We start from the raw sequence: 14,510 nt of genomic DNA on the forward strand, positions 1-14,510 counted from the left end.
TCATAACACGCTCTAGAGCCGTGACCCGACCCAACTTGGTCGGGCACGGCTCTAAGGGTATGGCGCGTCCCGGGCGGCCTGGATGGTGCGGTCCCCGTCCTCCCGCAGGAGGAGCCGGTCCGCCACCAGGGCGTCGACCGACCGCTCCACGGCCGCCACGTAGGCGTCCCGGTCGGCATAGCGCTCGGCCAGGGAGGCGCGGGGGTCGCCCGCGGCCTCCCGCTCCGCCCGGGTCCGGGCGAAGAGCAGGCGGCTTCCCTCCCGGTCGCAGAGTTCGCCCGCCGGGAAGGGCTCGGCATAGAGGTTCCAGCCCGTGGCGGTCGCCCGCGGCGCGGCCACCTCCGGCAGGCGAATCCCGGCCACGTCGTGCCCGTCCGCGTCGACGCGCGGCACCAGGGGCCGATACTGGAGACCCGCCTCCGGGTGCGGGTCGACGTAGGTCGCGAAGCGGGCGATGGCGTTGGGTGCCGTGGGGACGGGAACGCCGGGGATGTAGGGGAAGCCGGTCGCCGGGGCGTCCACCAGGGTGCCGTCCGCCAGGCGCGGCACACGGCTCTGCGGGGCCGGACGCCCCTCCCGCACCCACTCCTCCAGGTCGACGAGGAGCGCGCGCAGGACGGGTGCCGGGTTGAGCGTGCTGCGTAGGTTGGCGCAGGGCCCCCGCGTGGATTCGAGGCCGGCGCGGCCGTAATGGAAGGCGCTCGACACGAGGAACGCGCGGGCCGTGTCCGGGAGCGCGGCGTCGGCCCGGCCGAGGGGGTCGGTCGTCAGCAGCGAGGCGCCCTTCTGCCAGTACTCCGTCCCGGTGTTGACCTCGATCAGCAGCGGATCGAAGCCGTCCTCCCGCAGCAGGGCGCCGCTGCGCCCCGTCACGGGGTCGTGCATCGCCGCAGCGGAGAACGGGAAGGCGTTCTCGGGGTAGAGGTGGTCCTCGTGCTGGGTGTTGGTGCGCGAGGGCTGGCCGAAGCGCGCGTTGAGGAAGATGCCGCCGATCCCGGCGATATGGACGAGCATGCCGTCGAACACGCGCCGGCCCGCCTCGCTCCGGTTGAAGCCCTGGTTCACGAAGTCGCGCAGGTAGCGGCCGCTCTGCGAGATGCCGAGGGCGACGGCGTGGCGGATCACGCCGCCCGCCGGGTTGGCGGGCCCGGCCGCATCGCCGCGCAGGAACGCGACCAGGTCGCGCGTGGCGGCAAAGCCGATGCCGAGCACCTTCGGGTCGGTCGCCCGGTAGGTGAGCGCGTAGAGCGAGCCCGGCAGGGGCTTGCTGCCCTTGGGGAGCAGTTCGATCCGGCGCGGGTCGGGGTAGGTCCAGGCCGCCTCCGGCACCGGGCGGGGCATGTCGGCCTCGCGGCGGCGGACCGTGAGCTGCGCGGCCGCCTTGTCGGCGCTCGCGGCCTTGAAGGTGAGGTAGAACGGCGCCTCGGGCGGCCCGCGCGTGGCGCTGACCAGTTCGTCGCGCACGGTCTCGACGATCGGCCTGCCGTCGCGCGTCGCCACCGGCACGTCGATGGCCATGCCGCCCTGCTGGCGCAACGCGTCCGCCTCCCAGCCGGACCAGACGATGGTGTCGCCGCGGCGCAGGACGAGGCCGGTGCCCGCGTCGGCCGCGGTCCGGGGGTCGTTGACCGCCTGTGCCCCCTGGGCGGGCGCGTCGAGCACCCAGTTGAACAGGAACTTCCGGCCGCGGTTGACCACCTCGTAGAGCAGGGTGCCGCTTCCCCGGGCGGGGTCCTTGGGCCGGAGGATGAAGAGGTCGGTGCGGTATTCGACCATGCCGCGCCCGTTGCGCGGCGCCAGCGCGATGTCGGCGATGCCCGCATTGGCGGGATCGGCCGGGTCGAGTTCGCCGCGGGCGGTCCCGATCACGCGCTCGTAGGGGCCCGCCTCCCCGAACGCGGCCGCGTCCGCGAAGGGCTCGACGGTCTGCACGTCGATGCCGACGATGCCGGCCTTGGCTGGCGCAGCGGAGAGGGCGCAACCGAGCGCGCCGGCGAGCATCCAGATCGTCCGCATTGCCGCTTCCACCCATCGGCCGTGTGATCCGGCTCCGGGTGGATCTAGATCGGTCGAGCCCTTCGGCTATCCGGTCTGCCGGGCCGAATCGAACGACGGGGTCGTTTCGTCAGTGACGGGCTTCGTCGCCCGCCCCACCGTGCCCGGGGTCGGCGTGCCGCTTCCGCCTCCGCCACAGCCACGACAGGCACCAGTCCAAGGCCTCGACGGCGAGCGCCGCCACGACCTCGACGACCAGCCGGACTGCTGCCCTGGCGAGCCACAGCAGGGCTGCGCCCACCATGCCCAGAACCTCGTCCATCGTCTGGCTCCGTCATCGGCGGTCATGATCGACCCGAGCGGGGCGCGCGCAGCGGCTCCTCAGACGAAATGCGCGGGCAGCGCCGCGGCCTGGCCGAGCTGCACCAGCGCCAGCGCGAGCCCCGCCATCATCGCGAAGGCCACGGAGCGGGCGCCCGCATTCATCCCCTTGATCGTCGTCGTGGTGGCCATCGTCCGTCCCCTCGTCCCGGCAGCCGTCGATCGGCTGGGCTGAGAGGAGCTTATGGTTAAGCCGGATGTCACGACGATTGCGTCGTGTGTTGCGTCCGTTCCGAGGTCACGCGCGATGAAGGCTGCGCCCGATGAACCGCTTCGGCTTTCCGCCGGTTGCAGGACCGATCGTGTTCGACGACCGGAGGATGTCGCAATGGCTGGCGCAAGACAGATGGTGGATGCCCTGATCCGCGAACGACGGGGCAGCAGCATCGCCGCCACGGCCGCCATGGGGGGCTTCGCCCTCGTCGTGGGACTGGCGCTGAAGGCGGTGAAAGGGTCCGGTCCGGCCTCCGATCGGGATGCCTCGGCGGAGGCCCCCGGACCGCACGCCTCGCCGACGCCGTTCGATCATGCGGATGTCGGCGAGGACGAGGCCCGCCTCATGCTGCGGGCCATGGTCGCCGCCACCATGGCCGATGGCCTGCTGGATGCCGCGGAACGCAAGCGGCTCGATGCCGCGATGGCGGCCGCCGGGATCGGTGACGACGGGCGGGCGTGGCTCGAGAAGGAACTGGCCGATCCGGCCGGGATCGACCAGCTCGCCGATCCGGTGAAGACCGCCGAGCAGGCCGCCCGCATCTACGCGGCGGCCCGCCTCGCGATCGATCTGGACACGCTGCAGGAACGGCAATTCCTCAAGATGCTGGCCGAGGCGCTGGATGTGCCGAGCGAAGCGGTGGCCCGCGTCGAGCAGGAGCTGGCCGCCTGATCCTGCCGACGGCGTCGGCCGTCGCGCCTGCCATACCGTCTCGGCTTTGATCGAAGCGGAGACGGTATGGCCCGGCCCGCGCATCGCCAAGCGATCGAACGGATTTCGTACGGGCACGGCGCCCCGGATCGGGCCTACTCGGCGACGGCCGAGGCTTCGGCCACCATCTTGCCGAGCACCGCATCCCGCTTGGCCTTCCGCAGGACGATGTGGGCCGCGGCCCGGGCGTTGGCCGCACGCAGTTCCGCCCGCGGGCCGCCATCGCGCAGGGCCCGCCAGGCCAAGGCACGGAACCACTTCGCGTTGGCGCATGCCGCCGCCCGGCGACTGATCGGGCCACCGACGTCGAGTGGCCGTTCTGTTACGAGGTCGTCCATCGGTTCGATCCTGGACTGCGGTACACCGCTTGTCCTCGAATGAGACAAGTAATGGTGGCGCGGTCACGTTTCAGCAATAGTGATGCCGAAAGGAATTCGCGGGACGTTCGGGCGCCGGGCCGGCGATCGGGCTGCCGCGGGCACCGCGGTGCGGCCTGCGGCGCCCGACGATCTGCGACCCTGCGGACGCGACCGGCGGCGAGGCCATCGCCCGCCTCGTGCGTTTCCTCGAAACCTCATCCGGGACCGGCCCTTGCCGGCCGTCGGGCGGGGCGCGAGCGCGCAAAGCGTGGAAGGGCACGATGCGACAGGAACTGACCGTCTACTACGATGGCGGCTGCCCGCTCTGCCGGGCCGAGATCGGGCATTACCGCAAGAGCCGGGGGGCCGAGCGGGTCGCCTTCGTCGACGCGCGGCCCGACGGACCGGCAGCCGCGTTGGGACCGGATCTCGACCGGAGCGCCGCCCTGCGACGTTTCCACGTGCGCGGCCCGGACGGGCGGCTCACCTCCGGCGCGGCGGCGTTCGCCCGGCTGTGGCGTACCTTGCCGGGCTGGCGCTGGCTCGGCCGGATCGTCGACCTGCGCGTGTTCGGGCGGCGCCCGGTCCTGCCGCTGGCCGAGGCCGCCTACCGGCTGTCGCTGCCGCTGCGCCCGCGCCTCGCCCGCCTGTTCCTGCGCGTGTTCTGACGCCTGGCGCGACGCCATCGGAGTGGCGATCAGACCGCATGTACGCCCGATCGACGCCAGGTCACAGCAGGTCGGCCACCGTGGACCACACCGGCACCGCTCCCGCTCGCAGCGCGGAACGCCCTGGTTGTCCGAGGCAGGTTTTGCGTTGTCCCCGACCGATGTCCGGTGACGGCCGCGACGCGCGACGCGCTCAAGCTTTCCTTAACCCTGACGTTTGAAATTCTCGTCCGAATCAAGGAGCGCCTCGCCCCGCTCGATCGGAAAGACACCGCCATGATGGTTTCGGTTCTCGCGTCGGTTCCCCTCACCCCTCACCAGGAGGCGGCCCTCATGGCCGCCGCCGAGCACGGCGGAGCGCTCTTCGATCCCGCGATCCCGCTCGCTAGCGAGGCGTCCCGCAGCCTGTGCGAGGGCTTGGCGCGCGCCGGCATGCTCCACCGCGCGCCCCCGTTCGCGATCACGGGCGTCGGCCGGCAAGTCCTGACCGCCCATGCCGAGGCCCGCCGCATGGCGGCCCATGCCGCCTGAGGCGGGACGGCGCTCCGGCGGGGCGCGGTGACGGCCTTCCGGCATCCGCGGCATGCCCGGTTGTCCCGACGAGCCGGGTTTCGCCGTGACGCGGATCAGGCGGTCGGCCGCGCCGGGGCGGCCGCCCACCGTCGCGTAGCGGTCGCCCTACCACCGGCCGCCTCTCATGCTCCTCTGACGACAGGTTCGCCCGTTGTCCTCGAAGCCCGCCGGGCAACGACGGACACAGGCGCCGGCCGCGTATTTCAGGCCCGGCGGGCAGAACCGGCTGAATTGCCGTTCCTGGAACAGGTAGGACTTTGCCGGGCTCTGCGCCGCTGCCGGAACGGCGCCGGCAATCGGCGCGGCCACGAGGAGGACGAGAGCTACGCGATCGAAGCGGGTCATGGGGGCCTGCCTGTGGAACGGTTCGTCAACCCGACCGGGCGCCCGATGTTCAATCCTTGCGAAACGATGGGCCGAGGCGGCGACCCTTTTCCGCGATCCCCTGCAGCCGGCGCAGCCCGCCGGGCCGGGGACGAGGCGGTGCGAAGGACCGCCCCTGCCGGCCGGCATGGACGGCGTCCGTTGCCGCCTCCATGGGTCGGGTCACGTGGTGGATCGCGCTGCCGAGACGCGGACCGCGCGAGACTCGCGTGCCGGACCCTGCGCGGCCCGCGGCCTGGGCACGATGCGTCTCATGCGAAATCCGTTCGATCGCTTGGCGATACGGTCTCACGGTCTGGGTGAGAACACGACGTCCCGCTCGCTCGGCCATTTCAGCCGGTACGAGAGCCGGATCTCGCGCTGCTCGCCCGGGCGGTAGTCGTAGCTCCAGACCAGGACGCCCCGCCGGTCGTTGGGCTGCTTCTCGGTGGGCGCCGTCGTCTCGCGCAATTGCTCGACCACGAGGGTCGAATTCTCCGAGAAGGGGATGCGGTCGGACACGGCGATGCGGATCGGCTCCGCGTGCAGGTTGCGCACCGTGGTCTTGAACTCGCGCAGGTCCGTCTTCGTCTGGCCGAACCAGGTCGGCTCGTTCTCGCGCCGGCGCAGGGGGACGCGGGTGATCTTCACGCGATCGTCGATCCCGAAGCCGAGGTCGACGCTCTCGCCGGGCACGGTCAGCTTGAGGGGCGTGCGTCCGACGAAGACGTTGTCGCGGTACAGGCTCACGTCGCCGGGCAGGAGCGGCGCCTCGTCGTCGAGGGGGAAGCTCGCCCTGAAATAGGCCGTCTGGTCGAGTTCCGGGGTCGCGACCACCGACAGGGCGGGCTGCACGCGGCGGCTCGCCAGGGCGAACGTCTTGCTCAACCCGGCCTGAGCGAGATCGATGCGCCCCGGAACGCGGTAGCTCACCTGGTAGCCGGCCGTCTCGATCGTGGCCTTCTGGACCTCGGCCTCCTGCGGCGCAGGCCGCGGCACGGCCCCGTCGCTGTCCGCCTTCTCACGCGCGGAGTCTTCGAACGCACGCCTCGCAGCGGGGGCGGGAATGGCCAGGGCCCTGGTCTTGGATCGTGCCTCGGGGCCGGGCAGATCGGGGCTGGGCGGCTCGAAGAACGAGACCTGGAGGGGGGCCAGTTCGGGCGCGGCGCCGGAGCGGTTCAGGGTGAGCGTCGAGACCGACAGCTCGACGTTGTTCCAGTCCTCCCCCGTCCTCTGGCTGACCTGCGCCCGCCGCAGGAGATCGAGGGTCGTCTTGCCGGCCTCGGTGCCGAGGCGGGCTTCGTAGGCCGGCTGCCAGGTCGCGCCGGCCACGCGATAGGAGACGACGACGGTGCCGTGGAGCGCCGCCCCGGCCTGCAGCGCGAGGCTGATCTCGTGCTGGGGCGCGCCGGGTTGTACGGTCCGTGGCCGTGCCCGCTCGGCGGCGGTGATCCGGGCATCGAGGTCCAGGTGTCGCTTGCGCGCCTGGCCCAACTCCTGGAGCGTGCCGGCGAGACCCGATCCGATGGCATCCCAGGCGCCCTGCCACTGGGCGACGTCGAAGGGCTTGCCCTCGACCCCGAGGCTGCCGGGCGCGGCCTTGGCATAGAGCTCGATCGCCGTCCGCTTCGCGTCGAGGGCCTGGACCCTGGCGGCCACGCCGTCACGCTCGTCCTTCAGCGCGTCGATCGTCTCCTGCAGGGCCGGGTCGAGGACCACCTTGGCCTCGCCGGGAACGAGGCGGACGTCGACGGCACCGATGGTGAGCGCCCCGTCGGCCTGCGCCGAGACCTGGACCGAGGCCGGGTCGAGCGCCGCCGGCAGACCGCGCAGCGTGACCCGGGAGGCCCCCTCCGGCAGGTCGAGCGGCGCGGTGCGCGTGACCAGGGCCGCATCGCGATAGACCGTGACGCGCTCGATGCGCGAGGCCGGACCGATGTCCTCGGCGCGCAGCGTCTGCGGGAGGGCGACGATGAGGATGCAGGCGAGACAGGGGCGCAAAGATTCCTCCTCCGAAGTCCGCCGGTGGCGGTCTCGTCGTAACCGGGCGGTTGCCGTTCGCCCGAACCGTAGATCCGGGACTTGCTCGCATTCGGCGGTGTGCGGTCACACCGATCGCTGCAGGATCGAGCCCCGCGGGCATGGCACGGCATCGACGTCGCCCAGCCTCACGGTCTGCCGATCCCGTCCCGCCTTCGCCGCGCGTGTCGTCGATTCGGCCGTGACGGCCGGATTGCGCCGCACAGGCCGGCCCGGGCTACATCGGAGGCGTGACGCCGTCCTTGCCGACGATCGCCCGGACCGCCGTGAGCGTGCCGCCGTCGCGCTCGGCGATCACGAAGACCTTCGCACCGCTGCGGATGGCCGACCGGTCGGCCGGCTCGTAGGCCACGACCGGCGTCTGCGGCGACACCGCGATCACCTTCGACTGGCCGTTGTCGTAGGTCAGCGTGAGCATCCGATCGCCGCTCGCGCCAGCGCTCCTGGCGACGGTGCCGTTGGTCATCGCGCTCCTGACCCGCGGTGCCGGTGTCGTCGCGGCCTTCACGGTGCCGTTGGTCATCGCGCTCTTCACACGCCCTTCCCCCGCGAGGGTATCCGGGATCGCGTCCCACTCACGATGCCCTTCGCCGGTCCCGCGCATGGCCTCGGGGAAGATGTGGACCTCCAGCGCCCTCGGCGGATCGTCGCCCTTGGTCGCGGCTCCGACGAACGCGCCGTCCGTGATCGCGCCGAGGCTGGATCTCGCCAGGGCGACGACCTTCACGTCCGTCTTCATGGCGAGGGTCGCGGTCGTGCCGTCGATCGTCCGGACGGTGATCGAACCGGCCTCGACCGCCTCGATCGTGCCGCGGATGCGTTCGACGGTCGGGGCCGACGCGGCATGCCCTGGCAGCGCCAGCATGCCGACGAAGGCCAATGCCAGAAACGGCTTCATGCGATCCTCCTGTGCCCGGCCCACACGGATGGCTGGCGCGGCGTCAGAGCTGCGTCGTACAGCCTATGTCGATCGGACGGTATCGATGAACGCGGAAATCATGCGCGCATTCCGGCGGTCCTGCAGGCAGACGATGCGGGCGTAGTTGTAGATCTCGGCGTCGACGATGGGTAAGCTGGTGATCCGCCGATCCGCGACGTATTCCGCTCGCGACACGAACCCGAACCCGACGCCGCTGGCCACCGCCTCGCGCACGGCTTCCCGACTGCCGATCTCCATGACGATGTGGGGGACGACACCCTCTGCTGCCATGGCGGCATCGCTTGCCCGCCGCGTGTTGGAGCCATGCTCGCGGGCGACCATCGGCTGGCCATGCAGTTCGCGCAAGCACATCCCTTTCCGCCTCCGGCTGAAGAGCGGATGGTCCTTCCGGCCGAACGCGACGATCGCGTCCTTGCTGTATTCGGACACCCAGAGGCGTGAATCCTCCTCGAAATGGGCGAGGACCGCGACATCGGTGCGGAAGTCCAGGAGGTTCTGCAGCACGACCTGCGAGTTGCCGACGGACACCGAGATCCCGATCTCCGGATAGCGGGCGTGGAACGCGACCAGCATCTCGGTCGCGTGAAAGGGGCCGACCGCACCGACCCGCAGGTGGCCGGTTCGCAGTTCGCGGCTCTCGGTCAGGAAGTGCCGGGCCTCGGCCTCCTGGGCGAACAGGCGCCGCGTGATCGCCTGGAGCTGCCGCCCGGCATCCGTGAGGCGCAGGCGACCGCCCGTCCGCACGAACAGCTCGACCGCATACTCCTCCTCGAGGGAGCGGATCTGCATCGTCAGCGTCGGCTGGCTGACGTTCAGCTGGTGCGCGGCCGCCGTGACGCTCCCGGCAAAGGCCACGGCATGGAAGGCGCGGAGCTGGGTGTGTCGCATAGATATTTTCTATAGCTCCGGCAAAAACTATCTATTCGCCTGGTCGGCTGCATTATGGTTCCTGTCTCCCTATCAGAACAATGATTGGGAGGTAGGCGGAGATGGCGGAGCCCTGGATCTACAAGAACCCGGTGACTGTTACCTTCGGCGAGGAGTGTACGTCGGCCATTCGCGCCAGGCTAGCGGGGCGCAGTTACTGCCTGTTGACTTACAACGACCACCCCTATTTCGACCGCATGGTCGAGACGATCACGCGGGAGGTCGGCCGGCCGGCCGTCGTGGTGCGTGACGTGGAGCCGAATCCCAGCTTCGACGGCCTGCGGATCGCCTGCGCCTCCTATGGACGGGCCGCCAGCAAGCCCGAGGCGATCGTCGCGTTCGGCGGCGGTTCGGTCATCGACACGGCCAAGGTCCTAGCCGCCTCCGGCGACGATTTCTCACGGGTCCAGGCCTTTCTGGAGGGGCGTTCCGGGCCGGAACGCCTGGGCGGCACGCCGATCATCGCCGTCCCCACCACGGCGGGGACGGGGAGCGAAGTGACGTCCTGGGCGACCGTCTGGGACACAGACGCCAAGCAGAAATACTCGCTCAACCGTCCCAACCTCTATCCCGAGCACGCCATCCTCGATCCGCGGACCTCGCTCGACGTGCCGCGCGGCCTGACGCTGTCGACCGGCCTCGATGCGCTGTCGCACGCCCTGGAGAGCATCTGGAACATTAATGCCAATCCGGTCTCTGCCAACCACGCCGTCCTGGCGGCCGGCGAGATCCTCGCGGCGCTCCCGCGGCTGCTCGACCGTCTCGACGACGTGGACCTGCGCGGCCGGGTCGCGCGGGCGAGCCTGTTCGCGGGCCTCGCCTTCTCGAACACCAAGACGGCGCTCGCCCACTCGCTCTCCTACTACCTCACCCTGCACCACGGCACCGTGCACGGCATCGCCTGCTCCTTCAGCCTGCCGGCGGTGATGCGCAGCGTGATCGGCCGCGACGCGGAGTGCGACGCCGCCCTGACGCGCATCTTCGGCGACGACCTCGCGGCCGCGGCCGACCGGCTCGAAGCCTTCCTGACCGGCCTCGGCGTCTCGACCCGCGCCACCGATTACGGCGTCACCCGCGAGAACTGGATCGGCGCCATCGACGACGCCCTGAAGGGCGAGCGCGGCCGGAACTTCATCGGCAGCCGCGAGGCCGTCCTGGCCGCCGCGGCCTGAGCGAGGACATCATGACCATGCACGCCACCCTCGGAGCGGACGTCGTCGCCAACGGCCGTTCCTACCGCCGCCCCGCCCAGCCCGTCGTCGTGATCTGCATCGACGGCTCGGAGCCGGGCTACATCGAGGCCGCCGTCGCGGCGGGCCTCGCGCCGAACCTCGACCGTCTGATGAAGACCGGTGCCAGCACGACGGCGCTCTCGGTGATCCCGAGCTTCACCAACCCCAACAACCTGTCGATCATCACCGGGCGCCCCCCGGCGGTGCACGGGATCGCCGGCAACTTCTTCTACGACCGCGAGGCCGGGCAGGAAGTCATGATGAACGACGCGCGCTTCCTGCGTGCGCCGACCATCCTCGCCGAGTTCCAGAAGGCGGGCGTGAAGGTCGCGATGGTGACGGCCAAGGACAAGCTGCGCACCCTGCTCGGCAAGGGTCTCAATTTCACCGCCGGCACCGCCATCGCGTTCTCGTCCGAGAAGGCCGACACGGCGAACGCGGCCGAGAACGGCATCGACGACGTGCTGGCCTTCGTCGGCCTGCCCCTGCCGGAGGTCTACTCGGCCGACCTGTCGGAATTCGTGTTCGCGGCCGGCGTGAGGCTGCTCCAGACCTTCCGGCCGGACGTGATGTACCTGTCGACCACCGACTACGTGCAGCACAAGGCGGCTCCGGGCTCCGAGGTCGCCAATGCCTTCTACGCCATGTTCGACCGCTACGTCGGCGAACTCGACGCCGCCGGCTGCATCCTGGTGATGACCGCCGACCACGGCATGAACGACAAGCACCTCACGGACGGATTGCCGGACGTGATCTACCTCCAGGAAATCCTGGACGCGACGCTCGGCGCCGGCGCGACCCGCGTCATCCTCCCGATCACCGACCCCTACGTCGCCCATCACGGCGCGCTCGGCTCCTTCGCCACCGTCTACGTCGACGCCGACAGGCGGGATGCGGTCCTCGACATCGCCAGGGGCATCCCCGGCGTGACCGTCGCCCTCACCGCGGAGGACGCCTGCGCGCGCTTCGAGCTGCCGCCCGACCGGATCGGCGACGTGGTGGTGCTTTCCGACAGGCACAAGGTCCTCGGCACGGCCGCGGCCAGGCACGACCTCTCCGGCCTCACCGAACCGCTGCGCTCGCATGGGGGGCTCACCGAACAGACCGTGCCGATGATCGCCAACCGGGCGATCGCGGTCCCCGAGGGCCGGACTTTGCGCAACTTCGACGTCTTCGACGTCGCCCTCAACCTCGTGCGGTGATGCCATGAACGCGAACGTGAAGCCCCCGCTGCGGCGCGAGTCCATGCGCATCGCCGGCAGGCTCGTGCAGACCGACGACCAGATCGAGGTCCGCAACCCCTACGACGACAGCGTCGTCGGCCTCGTGCCGGCGGCCCGCCCCGAGCACGTGCGGGAGGCGTTCGCCAAAGCCCGCGCCTTCAAGCCGACGCTGACCCGCTACGAGCGCCAGCAGATCCTGCAGAAGACCGCGGAGATGCTGCGCGACCGCAGGGAGGTGTTCGCGGCCCTCATCACCGCCGAATCCGGCCTGTGCTGGAAGGACTCGCTCTACGAGGCCAGCCGCGCCTACGACGTGTGGTCGTTGTCGGCGCAGCTCACCATCAAGGACGACGGCGAGATCTATTCCTGCGACATCTCGCCCAACGGCAAGGCGCGCAAGATCTACACGACGCGCCTGCCCCTGCTGGGCGTGATCTCGGCGATCACACCGTTCAACCATCCCCTCAACATGGTCAGCCACAAGCTGGCCCCGGCCATCGCCACCAACAACCGCGTGGTGCTCAAGCCCACCGAGCTGACCCCGCTGACCGCGCTGGCCCTGGCCGACGTGCTCTACGAGGCCGGGCTTCCGCCCGAGATGCTCTCGGTCGTCACGGGCAATCCGTCGACCATGGGAGATGCCATGATCACCGATCCGGATGCCGACCTGGTGACCTTCACGGGATCGGTCCGGGTCGGCAAGCACATCGCGAATACCGCAGGCTACAAGCGCGTCGTGCTCGAACTCGGCGGCAACGATCCGCTGATCGTCATGGAGGATGCCGACCTCGACAAGGCGGCCGAACTCGCGGTGACCGGGGCCACGAAGAACTCCGGCCAGCGCTGCACGGCGGTCAAGCGCATCCTCGTGGTCGAGAGCGTGGCGGACGCCTTCTCCCGGCTCGTGGTCGAGAAGGCCAAGCGCCTCAAGTGCGGCGACCCGTCCGATCCGGAGACGGATGTCGGCACGGTCATCGACGCGCGCTCGGCCACCCTGTTCGAGACCCGCGTGAACGATGCCGTCGGCCTCGGCGCGGAGATCCTGCACGGCGCCCCGCGCCGGGGCGCCCTGTTCGCCCCGACCGTGGTGGACCGGGTGCCCTACGATTGCGAGCTGGTCCACGAAGAGACCTTCGGGCCCGTCATCCCGATCGTGCGCTGCCCCGACGACATCGCGGAGGTGATCCGCGTCTCGAACTCGACGGCCTACGGCCTGTCCTCGGGCGTGTGCACCAACCGGCTCGACTACGTGTCCCGCTTCGTCGCCGAACTGGAGGTCGGGACGGTCAACGTCTGGGAAGTCCCCGGCTACCGAATCGAGATGTCGCCCTTCGGCGGAATCAAGGATTCGGGCCTCGGAGACAAGGAAGGCGTCGTGGAGGCCATGAAGGGCTTCACCAACGTCAGGACCTGGTCGATGCCCTGGCATCAATAGATCGGCCATCGAAATCGAAGCGCACGGACAACAACAAACCCGGCGCCCGGCCCCGTGACCATTCCATCATCCCCGGGAGGGAACACATCATGAGCACCATTCAGGTGGGGGCGCCCGGCTATGCCGCGAGCCCGGCGCAGACGACGTTCCGTCGCGCGCAGTGGCGCATGCTGCTGGCGGCGATGTTCTGCTACTTCTTCTTCTATACCGGCCGGCAGACCTTCGGCTTCGCGATTCCCGGCATCCAGGCCGAGTTCGGGGTCTCGAAGGAGGCGCTCGGCTGGGTCAGCGCCGGCATGCTCTGGGCCTACGCCGTCGGCCAGGCGATCAACGGCAACCTCGGGGACAAGTTCGGCGGCCGCCGCGTGATGAGCGCCGGAGCGATCCTGTCCTGCGCCATGAACTGGGCGGCGAGCTTCGCCACCGGCGTGTTCAGCCTCGGTGCGCTGTGGAGCATCAACGGCTATTTCCAGGCCATGGGCTGGGCGCCGGGAAGCCGTCTGCTCTCGAACTGGTGGGGGCGCTCGGAGCGCGGCAAGGTCTTCGGTTGCTACGTCTTCGCCGCGGGCATGGCCTCGGTCCTCTCCTACGTCACCTCGCTCATCATCGTGCAGCAGCTCCATCTCGACTGGCGCTGGATCTTCCGCATCCCCGTGCTCCTGCTGCTCGTCGGCGGCATCACGTTCTATCTCGTCGCCCGTGAGCGGCCGGAGGACATGGGCTTCACCTCGCCGCACGACGACGCGGTCGACGAGGGCGTGGCCCACGTCGCCGACGACGAGACCTCCTGGGAACGCTACAAGGGCGTCTTGAAGAACTGGCGTCTGCTGGTCGGCGGCCTCGCCATCGGCTTCCAGAACGCCGCCCGCTACGGCCTGCTGGTGTGGGTGCCGGTCCACTTCCTCGGCGCCAACTGGGCCAAGGCGGGCGCTCAGGCCTCGATGATCGATCCCAAATGGATCAGCATCGCGCTCCCCATCGGCATGGCCTTCGGGGCCGCGACGAACGGCTGGGTCTCCGACCGGATCTTCGGATCGAAGCGCTACCTCGCGATCGTCCTCTACATGGGCTTTGCGGCGGTGACGTCGCTCTACATGTACACGATCCCGACCAGTGAGGTGTATCTCGGCCTCGTCGTCCTGTTCCTGTGCGGGTTCTTCGTCTACGGGCCGCAATCGTCCTTCTGGGCGCTCTGCCCCGACCTCGTCGGGCACAAGCGGGCGGGGACGGCGATCGGCGTCATGAACTTCTTCGCCTATCTGTTCGCCGGGCTGGGCGAGCCGCTGATCGGCAAGTTCATGGACACCCACCACGACACGTCGCTCGTGTTCCTCATCGTCGCGGCGTCGAGCGCGGCGAGCGCGGTGGTGGCCCTGTTCATCCGGCGCTGATCCGGCAGCCTCCGATAGGCCGACGCGGCCGCGGAGCCGGACGATCGCAGCCGGCCCG

At 70.2% G+C, this 14,510-nt stretch carries 15 protein-coding genes; 7 read left to right on the top strand and 8 right to left on the bottom strand.

Features of this window, described 5'->3' with window-relative positions:
* Window positions 1-51 precede the first annotated feature (51 nt).
* The 3 genes from COGEMETH_RS08255 to COGEMETH_RS25590 form a co-directional block, all read right to left on the bottom strand.
* The gene (locus COGEMETH_RS08255; RefSeq protein WP_238182122.1) at window positions 52-2,016 is read right to left on the bottom strand and encodes an alpha/beta hydrolase domain-containing protein; all 1,965 of its coding nucleotides are present in this window, start codon (window positions 2,014-2,016) and stop codon (window positions 52-54) included.
* 109 nt (window positions 2,017-2,125) lie between these two features.
* Window positions 2,126-2,317 carry a hypothetical protein gene (locus COGEMETH_RS08260; RefSeq protein ID WP_238182123.1) on the bottom strand — a complete coding sequence of 64 codons (192 nt, stop codon included), beginning with the start codon at window positions 2,315-2,317 and terminating at the stop codon, window positions 2,126-2,128.
* Between the two features lie 59 nt (window positions 2,318-2,376).
* Window positions 2,377-2,508, bottom strand: coding sequence for a hypothetical protein (locus COGEMETH_RS25590; protein WP_283214969.1), 132 nt, complete (start codon window positions 2,506-2,508; stop codon window positions 2,377-2,379).
* 214 nt (window positions 2,509-2,722) lie between these two features.
* Between COGEMETH_RS25590 and COGEMETH_RS08265 the strand changes: the two genes are divergently transcribed.
* The gene (locus tag COGEMETH_RS08265; RefSeq protein ID WP_306421733.1) at window positions 2,723-3,262 is read left to right on the top strand and encodes a DUF533 domain-containing protein; all 540 of its coding nucleotides are present in this window, start codon (window positions 2,723-2,725) and stop codon (window positions 3,260-3,262) included.
* Between the two features lie 134 nt (window positions 3,263-3,396).
* On the opposite strand, the gene COGEMETH_RS08270 is transcribed toward COGEMETH_RS08265, so the two are convergent.
* Window positions 3,397-3,639: a hypothetical protein gene (locus COGEMETH_RS08270; protein ID WP_238182124.1), complete on the bottom strand. Its 243-nt coding sequence runs from the start codon at window positions 3,637-3,639 to the stop codon at window positions 3,397-3,399.
* A gap of 302 nt (window positions 3,640-3,941) precedes the next feature.
* Between COGEMETH_RS08270 and COGEMETH_RS08275 the strand changes: the two genes are divergently transcribed.
* Together COGEMETH_RS08275 and COGEMETH_RS08280 are read left to right on the top strand one after the other, a co-directional pair.
* A complete protein-coding gene (locus tag COGEMETH_RS08275; protein WP_238182125.1) occupies window positions 3,942-4,328 on the top strand; it encodes a thiol-disulfide oxidoreductase DCC family protein in 387 nt (128 codons plus the stop codon).
* Window positions 4,329-4,496: 168 nt separating this feature from the next.
* Window positions 4,497-4,859 carry a hypothetical protein gene (locus tag COGEMETH_RS08280; RefSeq protein WP_238182126.1) on the top strand — a complete coding sequence of 121 codons (363 nt, stop codon included), beginning with the start codon at window positions 4,497-4,499 and terminating at the stop codon, window positions 4,857-4,859.
* 147 nt (window positions 4,860-5,006) lie between these two features.
* On the opposite strand, the gene COGEMETH_RS08285 is transcribed toward COGEMETH_RS08280, so the two are convergent.
* From COGEMETH_RS08285 to COGEMETH_RS08300, 4 genes are all read right to left on the bottom strand, one after another.
* Complete coding sequence (locus COGEMETH_RS08285) at window positions 5,007-5,246, bottom strand: hypothetical protein (RefSeq protein WP_238182127.1); 240 nt, start codon at window positions 5,244-5,246, stop codon at window positions 5,007-5,009.
* A 327-nt stretch (window positions 5,247-5,573) separates the two neighbouring features.
* Window positions 5,574-7,265 (bottom strand): mucoidy inhibitor MuiA family protein, encoded by a 1,692-nt coding sequence (locus COGEMETH_RS08290; protein ID WP_238182128.1) that lies wholly within the window; start codon window positions 7,263-7,265, stop codon window positions 5,574-5,576.
* Window positions 7,266-7,521: 256 nt separating this feature from the next.
* Window positions 7,522-8,202, bottom strand: a complete 681-nt coding sequence (locus COGEMETH_RS08295; RefSeq protein WP_238182129.1) for a metal ABC transporter permease — start codon at window positions 8,200-8,202, stop codon at window positions 7,522-7,524.
* 63 nt (window positions 8,203-8,265) lie between these two features.
* The gene (locus tag COGEMETH_RS08300; RefSeq protein ID WP_238182130.1) at window positions 8,266-9,132 is read right to left on the bottom strand and encodes a LysR substrate-binding domain-containing protein; all 867 of its coding nucleotides are present in this window, start codon (window positions 9,130-9,132) and stop codon (window positions 8,266-8,268) included.
* 101 nt (window positions 9,133-9,233) lie between these two features.
* Between COGEMETH_RS08300 and COGEMETH_RS08305 the strand changes: the two genes are divergently transcribed.
* The 4 genes from COGEMETH_RS08305 (at window position 9,234) to COGEMETH_RS08320 (ending at window position 14,452) form a co-directional block, all read left to right on the top strand.
* Entirely contained in the window at window positions 9,234-10,343 is a 1,110-nt protein-coding gene (locus tag COGEMETH_RS08305; protein ID WP_238182131.1) for a phosphonoacetaldehyde reductase, read from the top strand.
* Between the two features lie 17 nt (window positions 10,344-10,360).
* Complete coding sequence (gene phnA, locus COGEMETH_RS08310; protein WP_238182135.1) at window positions 10,361-11,605, top strand: phosphonoacetate hydrolase; 1,245 nt, start codon at window positions 10,361-10,363, stop codon at window positions 11,603-11,605.
* Window positions 11,606-11,609: 4 nt separating this feature from the next.
* Window positions 11,610-13,061, top strand: coding sequence for a phosphonoacetaldehyde dehydrogenase (phnY, locus tag COGEMETH_RS08315; RefSeq protein ID WP_238182132.1), 1,452 nt, complete (start codon window positions 11,610-11,612; stop codon window positions 13,059-13,061).
* 89 nt (window positions 13,062-13,150) lie between these two features.
* Window positions 13,151-14,452 carry an MFS transporter gene (locus COGEMETH_RS08320; RefSeq protein WP_238182133.1) on the top strand — a complete coding sequence of 434 codons (1,302 nt, stop codon included), beginning with the start codon at window positions 13,151-13,153 and terminating at the stop codon, window positions 14,450-14,452.
* Window positions 14,453-14,510 lie beyond the last annotated feature (58 nt).

This window comes from Methylobacterium trifolii, assembly GCF_022179685.1.
Taxonomy (GTDB): domain Bacteria; phylum Pseudomonadota; class Alphaproteobacteria; order Rhizobiales; family Beijerinckiaceae; genus Methylobacterium; species Methylobacterium trifolii.